Raw genomic sequence first — 18,563 nt, 5'->3', positions numbered from 1 at the left:
GGGCAGACCCACGACATGCCAACGGGCGATCCCACCCGACCTCACGCGCCGCAGACGGGGCAGCCGGGCGAGCCGGTCAACCGCAACGAGGAAGCCAACCACGAGCTGAGCATTCGCGTGCGCGATCTCAACCTCTGGTACGGCGAGCACCAGGCGCTCAAGAACATCAACATCGATGTCTACCAGAAGAACGTCACCGCGCTGATCGGCCCCTCGGGCTGCGGCAAGTCGACCTTCCTGCGCTGCCTCAACCGCATGAACGACCTGATCAAGAGTGTACGCATCGAAGGGCTGGTGGAGATGGACGGCCGCGACGTCAACGAGGCGAAGATGGACGAGGTGGCGCTGCGCCGCCGGGTGGGCATGGTCTTCCAGAAGCCCAATCCGTTCCCCAAGTCGATCTACGAGAACATCGCCTATGCGCCGCGCATGCACGATCTGGTGGGTCGCAAGAGCGAGCAGGACGAGCTGGTCGAGCGGGCGCTGCGCGATGCCGGGCTGTGGAACGAGGTCAAGGACAAGCTGCATCAGCCGGGCACCTCGCTGTCGGGGGGCCAGCAGCAGCGGCTGTGCATCGCCCGGGCCATCGCCGTGCAGCCCGACGTGATCCTGATGGACGAGCCGACCTCGGCGCTCGACCCGATCTCGACGGCGACCATCGAGGACCTGATGGACAAGCTCAAGCAGCAGTTCACCATCGTCACGGTCACCCACAACATGCAGCAGGCCGCCCGCGTGGCGGATTACACGGCGTTCTTCCACCTCGGTGAGCTGATCGAGTACAACGACACGCGGATGATGTTCTCCAACCCGCACACCAAGAAGGCCGAGGACTACATCACCGGCCGCTACGGCTGATCGTCTACGGCATGGCGGCGGCTTGAAGCCGGCCGGCGGCCATGCTACATCTAGTGACGACTCGGAGATGGCATACCTCCGGGCGTCGCCCCCGCGCGACGCCGAACCATCGCTCACGCGATTGATGATGCCTGCGAAGCGCCCGAGGTGCGTGCGTAGCAGGTGTCGTCGTGTCTCCCGCCGCCTCGTTCGCTTCGTGTTGCACGTTTTCGTCAGGCAACAGGAAGGATCGCTTCATGTGGACATCGGTAGTGGCCATCGGCGCGGGCGCGGCGATCGGCGCCAATCTGCGCTGGTTGCTGGGCCTGTGGCTCAACGCGCTGTTTCCCTCGCTGCCCCCCGGTACGCTGGCCGCCAACTGGCTGGGCGCCTGGTTGATCGGCGTGGCGATCGCGCTGTTCGCGCAGTTGCCGCAGCTTTCCCCGGAATGGCGGCTGTTCGTCGTCACCGGCTTTCTCGGTGCCCTGACCACCTTCTCGACCTTCTCCGCCGAGATGCTCACCACCCTGCAGTCGGGCAAGTGGGGCATGGCCCTCGGCGGTATCGCGCTGCACGTCGCCGGCTCCCTGGGCATGACGGCCCTGGGCATGGCGACGTTCGGTGTCGTGAAAACCCTGGCAGGAGCCATCAAATGACTTCACTCGACAGCGGTTACGAACTCCTCTTCATGGCGCCGGAGTCGCGTCGGCATGATGGCGAGCCGGTACTCGACGCGGTGGTGGAGGCTGCCCGGACGCTGGGCATCACGCGCTACACGCGGCGTGCCGACGTGATGAGCGCCGGCGAGAACGGCCATGTCCACGCCGCGCATTTCTTCGAACTGGCCGATCGGCCGTCCGAGGTGATGTTCGTGCTCGAGCCGACGCTGGCCGAGCGGCTGATCGAGGCGGTGGACACGGCGGGCATCGATGTCTTCTGCCTGCGCCGCCCGGTGGAGTACGGCCACCTGGGCGACTGAGCGGTCGCCCGGCGGCATCTATCGAGTCTAGTCGACCAATTCCACGGCCACGGCCGTCGCTTCGCCGCCGCCGATGCACAGGCTGGCGATACCGCGCCGCCCGCCGCGTCGGCGCAGCGCATTGATCAGGGTGGCGATGATCCGCGAGCCGGTGGAGCCGATCGGGTGGCCCTGGGCGCAGGCGCCGCCGAACACGTTGACCCGCTCGTGGGGCAGGCCCAGATCGTCCATGGCGATCAGCGTGACCACCGCGAAGGCCTCGTTGATCTCGTAGAGGTCGACGTCCTCGGCCCGCCAGTCGAGCCGCTCGAGGAGCTTGCCGATGGCGCCCACCGGGGCGATGGTGAATTCGCTGGGGTGGCGAGCGTGGGTGGCGTGGCCGACGATACGCGCCAGCGGTTTCAGCCCGCGGCGTTCGGCGGCGTCCGCGCTGGCCAGCAGCAGCGCCGAGGCGCCGTCGGAGATCGAGCTGGCGTTGGCGGCGGTGATGGTGCCGTCGGCCGAGAAGGCCGGACGCAGCGAGCGAACCCGGTCGAGCCTGGCGGTGAAGGGTTGCTCATCGTGCTCGACGACGTGCTCGCCCTGACGGGTGGTCACCGTCACGGGGGCCAGCTCGTCGACGAGCTCGCCATGCTCGTGGGCGGCCATGGCTCGTTCCAGCGAGGCGATGGCGAAGTCGTCCATGCGCTCGCGGGAATAGCCGCGGGCGTCGGCGACCTGCTGGGCGAAGGCGCCCATCAACTGCCCGGTCTCGGCGTCCTCGAGACCGTCCAGGAACATGTGATCCTTGAGCTCGCCGTGGCCGAGCCGATAGCCGCTGCGGGCCTTGGTCAGCACATGGGGGGCGTTGGACATTGACTCCATGCCGCCGGCGAGCAGTAGCGCGCCGCTGCCCGCGCGGATCGCGTCGTGGGCCAGCATGGTGGCTTTCATGCCCGAGCCGCACAGCTTGTTGACCGTGGTCGCGCCGATGGCGTCGGCAATGCCGGCCTGGCGCATCGCCTGTCGGGCGGGGCCCTGCTTGACGCCGGCGGGCAGCACGCAACCCAGGATGCCCTCGTCGATCCAGTCGGGATCGATGGCGGCGCGCTCGATGGCGGCGCGGATGGCCACGGCGCCGAGTTGCGGGGCAGTGAGACTCGACAGGCTGCCCAGCAGACCCCCCATCGGCGTTCTGGCGGCAGAGAGAATGACGATATCGTTGGCATTGGTCATGGTTCGCTCCCGGCGAAAGGCCGGCTCGGGGCATCGTGTGACGATGGTCCGGGAGCCGGCCGACGGGCGCGTTGACCGCACCCGGGGCCTGTGGTTTGCTCGGTAAAAACCAAGCAAGCGCTAGTGTAAAAATGACTCTAGAGAATGCCTCGCCACGCCGCAAGGAGCTGGTGCGCCTCGCCGCTCGTCTGTTCGTCGAAGAGGGCTTCGACCGTACCACGGTGCGCATGCTGGCCCAGGCGATGGGCATCAAGTCCGGCAGCCTGTTCCATCACTTCCGTGACAAGCAGGCGATCCTGCACGCCGTCATCGAGGAGGGCACGCACAATGCCCTGAGCCTTGCCCGCAAGGCACTCGCCGAAGCCGGGCCCGACCCGCGGGCGCGCCTCGACGCCATGGCGCGTGCCCATCTGCAGACCCTGCTCAGCGATCGCAACGCCCACGTGGTTGCGCTCTACGAGTGGCGGCGGCTCGACGACGCCTCCCACGAGGCGCTCGGCCATCTGCGCGATGCCTACGAAGGACTCTGGCAGCAGGTCATCGACGAGGCACTGGCCGCCGGGCTGATTCATGGCGATCCGTTCCTGGTCCGGCGTTTCGCGCTGGGCGCGCTCAACTGGACGGTGCGCTGGTACGACCCCGACGGCAGTCGTTCCCCCGAGACGCTGGCGCGCGAACTGGTGGCGATGATCACCTCGTCCCGACCCTGACGAGCCGACCCGGCCTGGACTCGACCATGGTCTAGCCATTTCCCTGACGGCATGCCTTGCTCCGCCGCCGGGAAGCTTCTAGCTTCAGGTCAGGATTCATGAGGTTGACGTTTACGTCAACTGAAGAAGAGCGAGCCGGTTCGCCAGGCGGTAATCAGGCCGGTGGAAAGTCGGCTCTTCCCGATGAGCACAACAAACACAACGAGCCCGAACGGGGCGTCAGTCAGGAGGGCACGCCATGCATACATCCACGAAGCCGGATGAAGGGCCGGGCCGATCCGAGGCCTTCTCCATGGACGCCGTCATGGAGCGGATCGACGATCATCGCGACGGCAGGCTCAACGCCTTCGAGGCCTGTTGTGGGCGCCACCTGCGCCAGGGGCGCGGTGGGGCGACGGCGCTGGTCCACGAGGATACCGAGATGCGGGTCACGTCGCTGAGCTACGCTGAGCTGGCCGCCGCCAGCGAACGGCTGGCCGGCTGGCTCGCAAGCCGTGGCCTGGGCGAGGGCGATCGCATCGCCTGCATGTTGCCGCGCTCGCCGCAACTGCTGATTGCGGTGCTCGCCACCTGGCGCATCGGCGCGGTCTATCAGCCGCTGTTCACCGCCTTCGGCCCGGACTCGGTGGATTATCGTCTGGGCCGTGCCGACACCCGGCTCGTGATCACCGATCATGCCAACCGCAGCAAGTTCGATGGCCTGACGCACAGTCTGCCGGTCCTCACCGTCGGCGGCCCCCTCGGCGATCACGGCGACGACCTGGACTGGGACGCCGCGCAAGCTCACCCGCCCATCGAGACGCCGGCGCCCCGGCAGTCCCTGGATGCCCCCTTTCTACAGATGTTCACCTCCGGCACCGTGGGCAAGCCCAAGGGCGTGGCCGTGCCGCTCGCGGCGCTGCCGGCCTTCGCCCTTTACATGGAACTGGCCGTGGGCCTGGAGGCCCATGACCGGTTCTGGAACATGGCCGATCCGGGCTGGGCCTACGGTCTCTACTATGCGATTACCGGCCCGTTGTTGCTGGGCGTGGCCACGCATTTCTGCGAGACGGGGTTCAGTGCCGAAGGCGCCTTGGCGTTCTTGAAGCGCCACCGCATCACCAACTTCGCCGCCGCGCCCACCGCCTACCGACTGATGAAAGCCTCCGGGTTGTTCGACGAGGCCCGCGAGTGTCTCGAACTGCGGCGGGCCAGTTCGGCCGGCGAGCCGCTGAACAGTGAGGTGGTGAACTGGGTGGAGAAGGCCCTGGGGTGTCCGGTGATGGATCACTATGGCCAGACCGAGACCGGCATGACCTGCTGCAACCATCATGCCCTGGCGCATCCCCGCCACGTCGGCGGCATGGGGGTGCCGTTGCCCGGCTATCGGCTGGCGGTCCTCGACGCCGAACACCGCGAGTTGCCCCCGGGTGAGCCCGGGGTGCTGGCGGTGGATATCGCCAATTCGCCGGCACACTTCTTCGCCGGCTACACCTGGCAGGAGAAGCACCCCTTCGTCGATGGTTACTACTTGACCGGCGACGTGGTGATGTACGACGAGGCGGGCGTCTTCCAGTTCGCGGGACGTGGCGATGACATCATCACCACCGCCGGTTACCGGGTGGGGCCCACCGACGTGGAAAACTGCGTGCTCAGCCACCCCGCCGTGGCCGAATCCGCCGCCGTGGGCCAGCCCGACGCGATCCGCGGCGAGATCATCAAGTCTTACGTGGTGTTGCGCGAGGGCATCGAGGCCAGTGACGAACTGGCCGAGGAGCTTCGTCGTCATGTCCGGGAGCGGCTCTCCGCTCACGCGTTCCCGCGGATGATCGAGTTCGTCGATGCCCTGCCCAAGACGCCCAGCGGCAAGATCCAGCGTTTCAAGTTGCGCGCGGATGCCGCCGATCAGGCGGCCAGGACCGCTCTCTGACCCGGGAGGTTTCTCGATGCAAGTCAAGGACAACAACTTTCTGATCACCGGGGCCGCCTCGGGATTGGGCGCGGCCACCGCGGAGCGCCTGCTGGCCGGCGGCGCCCGCGTGGTGCTCTGCGATCGCAGCGAGCACGTCGAGGCACGTGCCCGGGAGTGGGGCGAACGTGCAGTCGCCGTGCGCGGCGACGTGTGTCGTGCCGACGACATGCAGGCCGCCGTCGATCGCGCCGTGGCGCTGGGCGGGCTGCACGGGGTGGTGCATTGCGCCGGGGTGGTCAGTGTCGCCAAGCTGCTCGACCGCGAGGGCCGGCCGGCCGATCTCGACGCCTTCGCCAAGACCGTCGAGATCAATCTGGTGGGCACCTTCAACGTGCTGCGCCTGGCGGCGGCGGCGATGGCCGACAATGCGCCCCAGGGCGAGGATGGCGAACGCGGCGTGCTGATCGACACCGCCTCGATCGCCGCCTTCGACGGTCAGGTCGGCCAGGCCGCCTACAGCGCCTCCAAGGCCGGGGTGGCGGGGATGACCCTGCCGCTGGCCCGCGAACTGTCGCGCTACGGCATTCGGGTGATGACCATCGCCCCGGGCGTCTTCGAGACGCCGATGATGGCGGGCATACCCGACGACGCGGTGGCTTCGCTGTCGGCGGCGGTGCCGTTTCCCAAGCGGCTGGGGCGCGGCGAGGAGTACGCGGCGCTGGCCGAGCAGATCGTCGCCAACGTGATGCTCAACGGCGAGACCATTCGCCTCGACGGGGGCATTCGCATGCAGTGAGCGGGAAGCGGGAAGCGCTAAATTTAAACGAACGCTTGACTCGTCATGCCGGGCGGGGCTAATTTCAAACACGTGTTTGAACGCGGCCCGGACCGCGTTGCGCCCCATTCGAGGAGATCCCCATGCCCGACTATCAGGCCCCGCTGCGCGATCTGCGCTTCGTCATGAACGAGATGCTCGACTACCCCGGCCATTACGCGCGTCTGCCGAACGGCGAAGAGGCCACGCCGGACATCGTCGAGGCGATCCTCGAGGAGGGCGGGCGGTTCACCCGTGAGGTGCTGTTGCCGCTGAATCAGAGCGGTGACCGCGAGGGGTGTCTGCTGGAAGGCGGTGAGGTCAAGACACCTCAGGGCTTCAAGGAAGCCTACGCCCAGTACGTCGAGGGGGGCTGGCCGGGGCTTTCCGCCGAGGTCGAGCATGGCGGTCAGGGGCTGCCGGCCTCGCTGGCCCTGGCCCTGTCGGAGATGATCTGTGCCAGCAACCTGGCCTGGGGCATGTATCCGGGGTTGTCCCACGGCGCGGCGGATGCGCTGCGCCATCACGGCAGCGAGGCGCAGAAGGCCGCCTACCTGAGCAAGCTGGTCGAAGGCGTGTGGACGGGCACCATGTGCCTGACCGAGCCGCACTGTGGCACCGACCTGGGGCTGATCAAGACCCGCGCCGTGCCCGAGGGCGACGAGGGCTATCGCATCACCGGGACCAAGATCTTCATTTCCGCCGGGGAACACGACCTGGCGGAAAACATCGTGCATCTGGTGCTGGCCAAGCTGCCCGATGCCCCGGAAGGCTCGCGGGGCATCTCGCTGTTCGTGGTGCCCAAGTACCTGCCCGATGCCGACGGCAACCCGGACGAGCGCAACGGTGTGACCTGCGGCTCGCTCGAGCACAAGATGGGCATCCACGGCAACGCCACCTGCGTGATGAACTTCGACGGCGCCCTGGGCTATCTGGTGGGGCCGCCGCACAAGGGGCTGGCGTGCATGTTCACCATGATGAACGAGGCGCGTATCGGCGTGGGCATCCAGGGCCTGGGCCTGATGGAGGCGAGTTACCAGAACTCGCTGGCCTATGCCCGCGATCGCTTGCAGATGCGCGCCCTGTCGGGGGCCAAGGCCGCCGACAAGCCGGCGGATCCGATCATCGTGCATCCCGACGTGCGGCGCATGCTGCTCACCCAGAAGGCGCTGGCCGAGGGCGGGCGCATGCTGGTGATGTACACCGGGCAACTGGTCGATCTCGCCGGTCATGCCACTGACGCCGCCGAACGTGAGCGCGCCGAGACGCTGCTGGGCCTGCTGACGCCGATCGTCAAGGCCTTTCTCACCGAGCTGGGATTCGAGGCCACCAACGAGGGCCTGCAGGTCTTCGGCGGTCACGGCTTCATTCAGGAGTGGGGCATGGAGCAGTTCGTCCGCGATGCCCGCATCACCCGGCTCTACGAGGGCACCACCGGCATTCAGGCGCTCGACCTGCTGGGCCGCAAGGTGCTGATGAGCCAGGGCGAGACGCTCAAGATCTTCACCAAGGAGATCCACAAGTTCTGCCAGGCGCACGCCGACGATGAGGCACTCAAGCCCTTCGTCGAGCCGCTGGCGACCCTCAATGCCGAATGGGGCGAGCTGACCCTGGCGGTGGGCATGAAGGCGATGGGCGACCGCGAGGAAGTGGGCGCGGCGAGCGTCGATTATCTGCTCTATTCCGGCTACGTCACCCTGGCGTATCTGTGGGCCCGCGCCGTGGCGAGCGCCGAACGGGCGCTGGCGGAGGGCACCGATGACGCGGCCTTCTATCGCGCCAAGCGCGCCACCGCCGACTTCTACTATCAGCGGCTGCTGCCGCGGACCCGCGCGCATGCGGCGATGATCCGCGCCGGTGGCGAATCGCTGATGGCGCTGGACGAGGATGACTTCGCCCGGGGCTTCGCCATCTGATAGGTACGGTATTGCTGGAATTCTCGACCCCACGTCGGTTGACACTGGCGTGGGGCTTTCGCGTCGCGGACGATTGTCGTCCGGCGGCGATGCCGCCATCATGGGGGCAACGCAATTGCCAGGATGGCCGGCATGGACCACGACGTCGACCGTAAGAAGCGCGACATCCCCCTCAACCTGACCCTGACGCTGGCGGCGCTGGTGGTCATCATCGGCGGGATGAAGCTGGGTGCCGACCTGCTGGTGCCGTTGCTGTTGTCGCTGTTCATCGCCGTGATCTGCACGGCTCCGGTGCACTGGCTGTATCGCCTGGGTGTCAGCCGGCGACTCTCGGTGCTGTTGACGCTGGTGATCCTCGGGCTCTTTCTCACCCTGCTCGGCACCCTGCTGGCCAGCAGTTTCGCGACCTTCATGGAAGCGTTGCCGCAGCTCGAGGACGAGTTGCGCAAGCATTACCTATCGCTGCTCAACTGGCTCAGCAACATGGGCGTCCACGTTCAGCCCCGGCGCATGTCGGAATGGCTGGATCCCACCACCGCCACGCAGATGGTGCCGACGTTCCTGGGGGGGATCGGCAATCTGCTGTCGCAGAGCGTGCTGATCATGCTGCTGGTGATCTTCATGCTCTTCGAGACCCTGGACTTTCGCGAGAAGGTCGCCCAGTCGCTGGACAATCCGGCGCCGAGCCTGCGGCGTTTCAAGGAATTCAGCCACAATCTCAAGCGCTATCTGGCGATCAAGACAGTGATCAGCCTGATCACCGGGGCGTTGATCTATCTCGCCTGTCTACTGCTGGGGGTGCAGTTCCCGCTACTGTGGGGGACGCTGGCCTTCAGTCTCAACTACATCCCCAACATCGGCTCGGCGCTGGCCGCCGTTCCCGCCGTGCTGCTGACCCTGGTGATGCCCGACGGCGGTCTGGCGAAGGCGAGTGTGCTGGCGCTGGCCTACCTGCTGGTCAATTTCGTGATCGGCAATCTCATCGAGCCGCGGGTGATGGGCCACACCCTGGGGCTGTCGACCCTGGTGGCCTTCCTCTCGCTGGTGGTGTGGGGGTGGATCCTGGGGCCGGTGGGGATGCTGCTCGCGGTACCGCTGACCATGACGCTGAAGATCGCCCTCAACAGCCACCCGGAAACACGCTGGCTGGCGCGGATGCTGGGCGGACGAGGCGAATATTGAGGCTGGCCGCGAACACGACAACGCCGCCCCCTCGGCGAAGGGGCGGCGTTGCGAGACGCGGGTGATCGTCGGCGATCAGGCGTTCTGATCGATGAACTGGATCAGCTGTGACTTCGACTGGGCACCGACCAGCGAGGCGACCTTGGCGCCGGACTTGAACAGCATCACGGTGGGTACGCCGCGTACGCCGTGCTCGGCGGCAATGTCCGGAGCATCATCGACGTTGACGCTGACGACCTTGAGGTTACCGGCCTTCTCGTCGGCGACTTCCTCGACCACCGGCGCCATCATCTTGCAGGGGCCGCACCAGGGCGCCCAGAACTTCAGCAGGACCGGCTGCTCGGCCTTGAGGACTTCCTGCTCGAAGTTGGCGGTGGTGACATCGACGTTGTTAGCCATGTGAATCTCCAGATTGCTTGCGCTGACTCTAGCGTAGTCGGTCGATGGTAGCCCTGGACGCTATCGCTGGCAAATGGCCATTGCCAAGCGCCGCGATAGGGCCGCGCTATGAAAATGGCCGGCGCTTGCTGGTGGGAATCGACCCGACTATCATGCTCTTATATTCGATTATGTGATCGATTGAAAGAGCTTTTATTTCCTCAAGAAATTAAAAAGCGGCACCCAGGAGCCCGCGGGTCAGGAGTCGTGCACGCATGAAGCTGCAACAGCTACGTTACATCTGGGAAGTCACCCGGCACAATCTCAACGTCTCGGCGACGGCGCAGAGCCTGTTCACCTCGCAGCCGGGCATCTCCAAGCAGATCCGCCTGCTCGAGGACGAGCTGGGCGTGGAGATCTTCGCCCGCAGCGGCAAGCATCTGACCCGGGTCACCCCGGCCGGGGAGTCGATCATCGACCTGGCCGGCGAGGTGCTGCGCACCGTCGACAACATCAAGCAGGTCGCCCAGGAGCACAGCGACGAGCGTCGCGGCAGCCTGGCGATCGCCACCACCCACACCCAGGCGCGTTACGCGCTGCCGCCGCTGATCAGCGAGTTCACCCGCAAGTATCCCGATGTCGCGCTGCACATGCAGCAGGGCACGCCCAAGCAGATCGCCCAGATGGTCAGCGAGGGGCAGGCCGACTTCGCCATCTGCACCGAGTCGCTGGAACTGTTCAACGACCTGGTGCTGCTGCCGTGCTATCGCTGGAACCGTTGCGTGCTGGTGCCCGAGGACCATCCGCTGGCCAAGCTCGGCGAGCTGACCCTCGAGCGCCTCGCCGAGTACCCGCTGGTCACCTACGTCTTCGGTTTCACCGGGCGCTCGCAGCTCGACGACGCCTTCCGTGCCAAGGGGCTCAGCCCCAACGTGGTGCTCACCGCCGCCGATGCCGACGTGATCAAGACCTATGTGCGGCTGGGCATGGGCGTGGGCATCGTCGCGCACATGGCCGTCGATCCGCAGACCGACGGCGACCTGGTCCCGCTGGATGCCGGGCACCTGTTCGCCAGCTCGACGACCAAGATCGGTATCCGCCGCGGCACCTTCATGCGTGGCTACATGTACGACTTCATTCAGCGTTTCGCGCCGCACCTCGACCGCGACCGGGTCGATGCCGCACTGGCCGCCGGGCCGCGTCACGAGCAGACGTTGTTCGACGGTATCGAACTGCCCGTGCGCTGACCCTCAACCCATCCCGAACGCAGAGAACCCCGCTGGCGGCGGGGTTCTCTGCGTTTACGGGGGTAGCATTGAATCAGTGCTGCAGGTGCAGGCCGCACTCGCGCTTTTCCTCGACCTTGGTGGGGTCGAAGTAGTCGAAGTTGTTGGGCAGGTCGAAGCGCTGCAGGTACTGGTACATGTCCTTGGCGGTCCAGTGCAGGACCGGCGCCACCTTGATGAGGCCGTCGGCGTTGACCGAGACGGGCTGCATCTGGGCACGCTGGGCGGTGTCCTCGGCGCGCAGCGCGGTCAGCCAGACCTGCGGGTTGGTCTCTCGCAGGGCGCGCTGGAACGGCTCGAGCTTGACCTCCTCGGTGAAGGCGGCGTGACGCGGGTCGTCGATGCCCGGCAGCGGCCCGTCCAGCGCCTCGCGATGGGCCCGCGAGCGGCGCGGATGGTAGATGGTCAGATTGAGCGACAGTCGTCTGGCGAGCTCGTCGGCGAAGCAGTAGGTGGCCTCGGTGTTGTAGCCGGAGTCCATCCAGACCACCGGGATGTCGGGCTGAAAGCGCGTCGCCAGATGCAGGATCACCGCCTCGAAGGGGCGGAAGTTGGTGGTGCAGATCGCCCGCTTGTCCAGGCTCAGGGCCCAGCGGGTCAGGCCTTCGGGGTCGTGGCCCAGCTCCTGATTGACCGCATCGATGTCGAGATCCATGGAAGGCTCCTTGAAGGGGGCGAGGCGGTGCCTCGGGAATGCGCCTACCGTATCAGAGCCCGCCGGATCGGCCCCAATACTGTTTGGTTCGATTCTTATATGGCCGGATTGGCTAGCGAACGCCGCGCCGTTAGAAGAAATGGTGCTAGCGCCTTGAGGGCGTCCTGTGGCTGGCCGCCAGCGGCGTGACGCGCGGTGGTCCCTCCGCCGGCCAGGTGACTTCGGCCTCGATGGCGTAGACCTCGCGCAGGCGCTCGACGGTGAGCACCTCGCCGGGCGGCCCCTGGGCGACGGCGCGCCCCGCGTCGAGCATCCACAGTCGCGAGGCGTAGCGGGCCGCCAGCGTCAGGTCGTGGACGGCGAGCACGACGATGGTCCCGTGTTGCCGGGCGTGCTCGCCGAGCCAGTCGAGGGTCTGGAGCTGATGGTGCAGATCGAGCGCGCTGGTGGGCTCGTCGAGCAGCAGCAGGCGCGGCTCGCGGGCCAGCGCCTGGGCGATCGCCACGCGCTGGCGCTGGCCGCCGGAGAGGGCGGTGAGCTGGCGTTCGGCGAGCGGCTCGAGTTCCAGTCGGGCCAGGGTGTCGCGAACGCGGCGCAGGGCGCTCGGGCCATCGCCGGGCGCCAGGGTGCGCACGGCGAGCAGGACCGTCTCGAAGACACTCAGCCGGCTGCCCGTTTCGGTCGACTGGGGCAGATAGTAGAGACGCCGTGCGCGGGTCTCCAGCGGCTCGTCGTCGAGGGCACGGCCGTCGAGGATGAAATGCCCGTGAGCGCGCTGATGGCCGGCGATGGCGCGCAGCAGGGTCGACTTGCCGGCGCCGTTGGGGCCGATCAGGGCGGTCAGCTCGCCCGGCCGCGCGTCGAGCGGGCCGATGTCGTGAAGGACCTCGCGCCCGCCCAGCCGGCAGCGCAGCGACTCGATACGCAGACTCATCCCCACGGCTCCCGGCGACTGCGCAGGACCAGCGCGGCGAAGAACGGCAGGCCGATCAGGGCGGTGAGGATCCCCAGCGGAACGATCAGGCCGGGGATCAGCGTCTTGGCGAGCAGCGAGGTCACGCTCATGATCAGCGCGCCGCACAGCGTCGCCATGGGCAGGAAGACGCGTTGGTCCTCGCCCACCAGCAGCCGGGCGATATGCGGACCGACCAGCCCCACGAAGCCGATGGTGCCCACGAAGGCGACCGCGGTGGCCGCCAGCAGCGAGGTGCCCAGCAGCACGCGCAGCCGCAGACGCCCCGGATCGACGCCCAGCGAGCGTGCCTGGGTCGCGCCCAGGCCCAGGGCGGTGAGCCGCCAGCGCGACCGCCAGAAGCCCAGGCCACAGAGCGCGAGCACCAGCGCGGAAAGCGCGACCGTCGTCCAGCTGGCGCGCTCGAGGCTGCCCAGCGACCAGAACATCAATTGCTGCAGCGCCTCGGCGGAGGCCACGAACTGCATCAGGCCGAGCAGCGCATTGAAGAAGAACATGATGGCGATGCCCAGCAGCACCAGCGACTGCACGCTGACCCCGCGCCAGTGGTTGACGGCCCACAGCGTCAGCGACGCCAGCATCGCCAGCAGGAAGGCGTTGCCGGCGGTCAGCCATGGGCCGGCCAGTGGCATGACGCCGATACCCAGGATCAGGCTCAGCGCGGCGCCGAAGCTCGCCGCCGACGAGATGCCCAGGGTGAAGGGATCGGCCAGCGGGTTGTTGAGGATGGTCTGCATCTGGGCGCCGGCCATCGCCAGGCTGGCGCCCACGAGTACCGCCATCAGCGCGACCGGCAGGCGGATCTGCCAGACGATCGCCCTGAGCGTCGACGAGACGCTCTCGGGCGAGACGAGGGCCGCCATGACCCGGGGCAACGAATAGCCCCCCGGACCCAGCGCGACATCGCCGAGCAGGCTGGCCAGGGTCAGTGCCAGCAGGCCGCCGAGCAGCCAGTACTGTCGCCGCTGCCGCGCCTGGTAGCGGGCAATGCTGTCATCCCGGCAGCGAGGTGCCTCGGCTGGATTAGTGGGCATGCGGGATTCCCGTTCCGCGGTCCTCATCGGGCCAGGGCATCCTTCAGTCGACCGATCTTGGTCAGCGACTCCTGGTACTCGGCTTCCTCGTCGGAATCGGCGACCAGCCCGCCGCCGCCCCAGACATGCAGGCGTCCGGCATCGGCGATGACGGTACGAATCGCGATCGAGGTATCCATGTGGCCGCGCACGTCCACGTAGCCCAGGCTGCCGCAATAGACACTGCGCTGGCAGGGCTCGAGTTCGTCGATGATCTGCATCGCCCGGACCTTGGGCGCGCCGGTGATCGAGCCGCCGGGGAAGGCCGCGGCCAGCAGGTCGAGCGCCGCATGGCCGTCGGCGAGTTCGCCGCACACCACGCTGACCAGATGGTGCACGTTGGCATAGCTCTCCAGGCCGCACAACTGCGGCACCCGCACGCTGCCGGGGCGGCACACGCGGCCCAGATCGTTGCGCAGCAGATCGACGATCATCACGTTCTCGGCACGGTCCTTGAGGCTGTCCAGCAGCGCCTCGGCGTGGCGCCGGTCCGCCTCGGGCGTGTCGCCGCGGGGTCGGGTGCCCTTGATCGGTCGGGTCTCGACGCGGCCCTCGCTGACCTCGACGAAACGCTCCGGCGAGACCGAGAGCACGGCCTTGTCGTCCCAGGCGAGGAAGCCGCCGTAGGGCGTCGGCGTGGCCCGGCGCAGGCGACGATAGGCCTGCCAGAGGCTGCCCCGGTACGCGGCGCTGAAGCGCTGGGTGAGGTTGATCTGGTAGCAGTCGCCGGCGCGGATATAGGCCTGCACGCGGCGAAAGCGCCGGCCGTAGTCGGCGCGATCGAGTTCGGCGGTGAAGGGGCCGGTGAGGGCGAAGTCGTCCTCGGCCGGCGCCGGCTCGGCCAGCCAGGCCAGTACCTCGTCGCGCCGCGCCGCGCTGGCCACCAGCCAGGCCTCGTGCCGCTGGTGATCCTCGATGAGCGCCCAGTCGTAGAGCCCCAGCCGGCAGTGGGGCAGCGTGGTGGCGGGGCGTGCGCGGCCCGCCAGCGGCGCCAGGCGCCGGTTGAGATCGTAACCCCAGTAGCCGATCAGGCCGCCGAGAAAGGGCAGGTGACTTGGCGGAGCCTGGATATCCAGGCTGTCGAGCAGGGCCTGCTGGGCGGCGAAGGGAGCGTCGGGCAGGGCCAGCCCGCTGTCGCTGTAGACGCGCCCCTCGGCGTCCACCTCGAAGCGTGCCCGAGGGTCGCTGGACAGGATGTCGTAGCGTCCGCCGGGGCCATGGGGCTTGCCGCTGTCGAGCAGCACGGCCCCCGGACGCCGGCGCAGTGCCTCGAAGCGGATCGTTGGGTCGCCGTGATAGGGCAGGGGGACGATGTCGAGTCGGGTGGTCATGCGAAACGGCCTGACAGAACGAAGGCATAGTCTATCAGTGTCATCACGGCGGCGCCGATGGTTGACGGGCGGGGGCGTTGTCGACAATCAGGCGCCGAGGCCGGACACCCACCTACGCCCAAAGGCGAACGGGACGAAGGGCAATGGGATGTTGACGGCTCGGGGCCAGCTGTCTAGAGTGCAGAAATCCGTGAATTGTCGACAATGGCAGGCAACCCATGCAGGACAACAGTGTCCCCGAAGTCCGTACCCTGGCCGAGCGGGTGTTCAACCAGCTCCAGGACGCCATCGTACGCGGCGAACTGGCGCCTGGCACCAAGATCACCGAGCCGGGGCTGGCCAAGACCTATGGCATTTCGCGCGGGCCGTTGCGCGAGGCGATGCGTCGCCTGGAGACCCATCGCCTGATCGAGCGCGTTCCGCATGTCGGTGCCCGGGTGGTCAAGCTCTCGATGCGCGAACTGCTCGAGCTGTTCGACGTGCGCGAGGCGATGGAGAGCATGGCCGCCCGGCTTGCCGCCCGTCACATGACCGCCGAGGAGATCGCCGGGCTGCGCGAGGTGCTCGCCGTCCACGAACGCCAGAGCGACCTGTCCCGGGGCGAGGCCTATTACCAGCGCGAGGGCGATCTCGACTTTCACTATCGCATCGTCCAGGGCAGCCATAACCGCATGCTGATGACGTTGCTGTGCGACGATCTCTATTACCTGGTGCGGCTCTACCGGACCCAGTTCAGCGCCAGCGGGGCGCGGCCGCACCGTGCCTTCGTCGAGCACCACCGCATCGTCGACGCCATCGAGGCCGGCGACGAGGAACTCGCCGAACTGCTGATGCGCCGCCACGTCAGTGCCTCGCGCGAGAACGTCGCCGAGCGCTACGCCGCCGTGCTCGAGCAGGAAGCCGACAGCCCCGTCGCCCCCATCCAGAGGAAAACGTCATGACCCGACTCACCCCCGGGGCGCGCTTTCGCGCCGCACTCGACGCCAACCGGCCGCTGCCCATCGTCGGCACCATCAATGCCTACACGGCGCTGATGGCCGGCAAGGTCGGGCACCAGGCCATCTATCTCTCCGGCGGCGGCGTCGCCAATGCCTCGTTCGGCCTGCCGGATCTGGGCATGACCACCATGAATGACGTGGTCGAGGACGCTCATCGTATTACCGGCGCTACCGACGTGCCGCTGCTGGTCGACATCGATACCGGCTGGGGCGGGGCCTTCAACATCGCCCGCACCATCAAGGAGATGGGCCGGGCCGGCGTCGCCGCGGTGCACATCGAGGATCAAGTGGCGCAGAAGCGCTGCGGTCATCGCCCCAACAAGGCGATCGTCTCCAGGCAGGAAATGGTCGATCGCATCAAGGCTGCGGCGGACGCCCGGCTCGATCCGGACTTCTACCTGATCGCGCGGACCGACGCCTTCCAGAAGGAAGGGCTCGAGGCCGCCATCGACCGCGCCAACGCCTGCGTCGAGGCCGGCGCCGACGCGATCTTCGCCGAGGCGGTGCACACGCTCGACGATTATCGCGCCTTCTGTGAGGCCATTGACGCCCCGATTCTCGCCAATATCACCGAGTTCGGCGCCACGCCGTTGTTCACACAGCAGGAGCTGGGCGAGGTCGGCTGCCGCATGGTGCTCTATCCGCTGTCGGCGTTTCGTGCCATGAACGCCGCGGCGCTGGAGGTCTATCGCAGCATCCACGACAAGGGGCATCAGCATGATGTCGTCGGCAGGATGCAGACCCGCGACGAACTCTACGACTTCCTCGACTACCATGCCTTCGAGCGCAAGCTCGACGAACTGTTCGAGCAGGAATGATGGAGGGAGCGGCTCCGGCCGTGCCAGGAGTTCCTTATCGACCCCGACAATGTCCGGTGCCGGGGCAAGGCGAAGCGAGGGTCTTTTGCCAAGGCCGGAAAGTGTTCCTTTCCATTCCGGCATTTCCGCCATCCATGGCGGTCAGATGGCAAAAGTAGCGCCCAAGGATGGGTTTACAGCGCCCTCGCGGAGGCTTGCCCTCGGAGTACCCCGGCCACGGGCGATAACATTGGTGTACATCACTACAAAGCGGCAAGGAGACACGTCATGGCAGAGAAGACCCCCAACACCGCCGGGCTGCGTGGCCAGAGTGCCGGCAGCACCGCGCTGTGTACCGTCGGCAAGGAAGGCTCGGGCCTGACCTATCGCGGTTACGACATTCACGACCTGGCCGAGCACGCCCGCTTCGAGGAGGTCGCCTACCTGCTGCTCAAGGGCAAGCTGCCCAACCAGAGTGAGCTGGATGCCTACGTCGCCAAGCTCAAGACCCTGCGCGGTCTGCCCGGGCCGCTCAAGGCGGTGCTCGAGCAGATCCCCGCCGACGCCCACCCCATGGACGTGATGCGCACCGGGGCCTCGATGCTCGGCAACCTCGAGACCGAGGAAAGCTTCGACGAGCAGCAGGACCAGAGCGATCGCATGCTGGCGGCCTTCCCGTCGATCATCAACTACTGGTACCGCTACTCCCACGACGGCGTGCGTATCGACACCGAGACCGACGACGACTCGGTGGGCGGGCACTTCCTGCACCTGCTGCACGGCAAGCCGGCCTCCGAGCTGCACGCGCGAGTGATGAACGTCTCGCTGATTCTCTATGCCGAGCACGAGTTCAACGCCTCGACCTTCACCGCCCGTGTCTGCGCCTCGACCCTGTCCGACATCCACAGCTGCGTGACCGGGGCCATCGGCACCCTGCGCGGCCCGCTTCACGGCGGTGCCAACGAGGCGGCGATGGCGATGATCGAGGACTGGCGGACCCCCGACGAAGCGGAACGCGAGATTCTCGGCAAGCTCGAGCGCAAGGAGAAGATCATGGGCTTCGGCCATGCCATCTACCGCGACTCCGACCCGCGTAACGCCATCATCAAGCATTGGTCGAAGCGTCTGGCCGAGGACGTCGGCGACCAGCGTCTCTACGCGGTGTCGGAGCGCTGCGAGGCCGTGATGTGGCGCGAGAAGAAGCTGTTCTGCAACGCCGACTTCTTCCATGCCAGCGCCTACCACTTCATGGGCATCCCCACCAAGCTGTTCACGCCGATCTTCGTCTGTTCGCGGCTGACCGGCTGGTGCGCGCACGTCTTCGAGCAGCGTGAGAACAACCGCATCATCCGCCCGAGTGCCGACTACACCGGGCCGGAGAAGCAGGAATGGCTGCCGATCGAGCAGCGCAAGTGATCCGCTGAACTAGTCAGTGGGAGTGAATTTATTCGCGATCGAGTGCCGGCGGCAGTCGGGAACGAGTTCCCTCCCACGGACCGGGACAAGCCCGGTGACAAGAACGAATCCA

Annotated in this window: 18 protein-coding genes and 1 riboswitch; of the genes, 12 read left to right on the top strand and 6 right to left on the bottom strand. The window is 67.1% G+C overall.

Annotated features, from left to right (window positions below; translation table 11 throughout):
• Nucleotides 1-15 precede the first annotated feature (15 nt).
• The 3 genes from pstB (at nucleotide 16) to D0901_RS02250 (ending at nucleotide 1,816) form a co-directional block, all read left to right on the top strand.
• The gene (gene pstB / locus D0901_RS02260; RefSeq protein ID WP_129138905.1) at nucleotides 16-858 is read left to right on the top strand and encodes a phosphate ABC transporter ATP-binding protein PstB; all 843 of its coding nucleotides are present in this window, start codon (nucleotides 16-18) and stop codon (nucleotides 856-858) included.
• Nucleotides 859-912: 54 nt separating this feature from the next.
• Nucleotides 913-999, top strand: a riboswitch (Fluoride riboswitch).
• Nucleotides 1,000-1,094: 95 nt separating this feature from the next.
• Nucleotides 1,095-1,493, top strand: a complete 399-nt coding sequence (crcB, locus tag D0901_RS02255; protein ID WP_129138668.1) for a fluoride efflux transporter CrcB — start codon at nucleotides 1,095-1,097, stop codon at nucleotides 1,491-1,493.
• Complete coding sequence (locus tag D0901_RS02250) at nucleotides 1,490-1,816, top strand: DUF190 domain-containing protein (protein ID WP_129138667.1); 327 nt, start codon at nucleotides 1,490-1,492, stop codon at nucleotides 1,814-1,816. Before crcB ends, D0901_RS02250 begins: the two co-directional genes overlap by 4 nt.
• Before the next feature lie 27 nt (nucleotides 1,817-1,843).
• Here the strand turns inward: D0901_RS02250 and D0901_RS02245 are convergent, their stop codons facing one another.
• The gene (locus D0901_RS02245; RefSeq protein ID WP_129138666.1) at nucleotides 1,844-3,031 is read right to left on the bottom strand and encodes an acetyl-CoA C-acyltransferase; all 1,188 of its coding nucleotides are present in this window, start codon (nucleotides 3,029-3,031) and stop codon (nucleotides 1,844-1,846) included.
• A 131-nt stretch (nucleotides 3,032-3,162) separates the two neighbouring features.
• Here D0901_RS02245 and D0901_RS02240 point away from each other — a divergent pair, with 131 nt between their 5' ends.
• The 5 genes from D0901_RS02240 to D0901_RS02220 all read left to right on the top strand — a co-directional run bounded on the left by D0901_RS02240 (nucleotide 3,163) and on the right by D0901_RS02220 (nucleotide 9,544).
• Nucleotides 3,163-3,741: a TetR/AcrR family transcriptional regulator gene (locus D0901_RS02240; protein ID WP_129138665.1), complete on the top strand. Its 579-nt coding sequence runs from the start codon at nucleotides 3,163-3,165 to the stop codon at nucleotides 3,739-3,741.
• A 238-nt stretch (nucleotides 3,742-3,979) separates the two neighbouring features.
• On the top strand, nucleotides 3,980-5,650 hold the full coding sequence (locus D0901_RS02235) for an AMP-binding protein (RefSeq protein ID WP_129138664.1): 1,671 nt from the start codon (nucleotides 3,980-3,982) through the stop codon (nucleotides 5,648-5,650).
• Nucleotides 5,651-5,666: 16 nt separating this feature from the next.
• Nucleotides 5,667-6,428 carry an SDR family NAD(P)-dependent oxidoreductase gene (locus tag D0901_RS02230; RefSeq protein ID WP_129138663.1) on the top strand — a complete coding sequence of 254 codons (762 nt, stop codon included), beginning with the start codon at nucleotides 5,667-5,669 and terminating at the stop codon, nucleotides 6,426-6,428.
• Nucleotides 6,429-6,550: 122 nt separating this feature from the next.
• Nucleotides 6,551-8,362: an acyl-CoA dehydrogenase C-terminal domain-containing protein gene (locus D0901_RS02225; RefSeq protein WP_129138662.1), complete on the top strand. Its 1,812-nt coding sequence runs from the start codon at nucleotides 6,551-6,553 to the stop codon at nucleotides 8,360-8,362.
• Between the two features lie 132 nt (nucleotides 8,363-8,494).
• Nucleotides 8,495-9,544, top strand: coding sequence for an AI-2E family transporter (locus D0901_RS02220; protein WP_129138661.1), 1,050 nt, complete (start codon nucleotides 8,495-8,497; stop codon nucleotides 9,542-9,544).
• A gap of 75 nt (nucleotides 9,545-9,619) precedes the next feature.
• On the opposite strand, the gene trxA is transcribed toward D0901_RS02220, so the two are convergent.
• Nucleotides 9,620-9,943, bottom strand: a complete 324-nt coding sequence (trxA, locus tag D0901_RS02215; protein WP_129138660.1) for a thioredoxin — start codon at nucleotides 9,941-9,943, stop codon at nucleotides 9,620-9,622.
• Between the two features lie 254 nt (nucleotides 9,944-10,197).
• Here trxA and cysB point away from each other — a divergent pair, with 254 nt between their 5' ends.
• On the top strand, nucleotides 10,198-11,169 hold the full coding sequence (gene cysB, locus D0901_RS02210) for an HTH-type transcriptional regulator CysB (protein WP_129138659.1): 972 nt from the start codon (nucleotides 10,198-10,200) through the stop codon (nucleotides 11,167-11,169).
• Between the two features lie 73 nt (nucleotides 11,170-11,242).
• On the opposite strand, the gene D0901_RS02205 is transcribed toward cysB, so the two are convergent.
• The 4 genes from D0901_RS02205 to pabB all read right to left on the bottom strand — a co-directional run bounded on the left by D0901_RS02205 (nucleotide 11,243) and on the right by pabB (nucleotide 15,240).
• Nucleotides 11,243-11,863, bottom strand: a complete 621-nt coding sequence (locus tag D0901_RS02205) for a phosphoadenosine phosphosulfate reductase domain-containing protein (protein WP_129138658.1) — start codon at nucleotides 11,861-11,863, stop codon at nucleotides 11,243-11,245.
• Between the two features lie 145 nt (nucleotides 11,864-12,008).
• Nucleotides 12,009-12,797 (bottom strand): ABC transporter ATP-binding protein, encoded by a 789-nt coding sequence (locus tag D0901_RS02200; RefSeq protein ID WP_129138657.1) that lies wholly within the window; start codon nucleotides 12,795-12,797, stop codon nucleotides 12,009-12,011.
• Nucleotides 12,794-13,870 (bottom strand): FecCD family ABC transporter permease, encoded by a 1,077-nt coding sequence (locus tag D0901_RS02195; protein WP_129138656.1) that lies wholly within the window; start codon nucleotides 13,868-13,870, stop codon nucleotides 12,794-12,796. The genes D0901_RS02200 and D0901_RS02195 overlap by 4 nt, the downstream gene beginning before the upstream one ends.
• Nucleotides 13,871-13,893: 23 nt before the next feature.
• Nucleotides 13,894-15,240 carry an aminodeoxychorismate synthase component I gene (pabB, locus tag D0901_RS02190; protein WP_129138655.1) on the bottom strand — a complete coding sequence of 449 codons (1,347 nt, stop codon included), beginning with the start codon at nucleotides 15,238-15,240 and terminating at the stop codon, nucleotides 13,894-13,896.
• A 218-nt stretch (nucleotides 15,241-15,458) separates the two neighbouring features.
• Between pabB and D0901_RS02185 the strand changes: the two genes are divergently transcribed.
• The 3 genes from D0901_RS02185 to prpC all read left to right on the top strand — a co-directional run bounded on the left by D0901_RS02185 (nucleotide 15,459) and on the right by prpC (nucleotide 18,451).
• The gene (locus D0901_RS02185; protein WP_129138654.1) at nucleotides 15,459-16,181 is read left to right on the top strand and encodes a GntR family transcriptional regulator; all 723 of its coding nucleotides are present in this window, start codon (nucleotides 15,459-15,461) and stop codon (nucleotides 16,179-16,181) included.
• Entirely contained in the window at nucleotides 16,178-17,056 is an 879-nt protein-coding gene (prpB, locus tag D0901_RS02180) for a methylisocitrate lyase (protein ID WP_129138653.1), read from the top strand. The genes D0901_RS02185 and prpB overlap by 4 nt, the downstream gene beginning before the upstream one ends.
• Before the next feature lie 267 nt (nucleotides 17,057-17,323).
• Nucleotides 17,324-18,451, top strand: coding sequence for a bifunctional 2-methylcitrate synthase/citrate synthase (prpC, locus tag D0901_RS02175; protein WP_129138652.1), 1,128 nt, complete (start codon nucleotides 17,324-17,326; stop codon nucleotides 18,449-18,451).
• Nucleotides 18,452-18,563 lie beyond the last annotated feature (112 nt).

The sequence above is a fragment of the Modicisalibacter coralii genome, assembly GCF_004117855.1.
In the GTDB taxonomy this organism is placed as follows: domain Bacteria; phylum Pseudomonadota; class Gammaproteobacteria; order Pseudomonadales; family Halomonadaceae; genus Modicisalibacter; species Modicisalibacter coralii.
The sequence above is the reverse complement of the archived record's forward strand: the minus strand, read 5'-3'. Positions and strand labels throughout refer to the sequence as shown.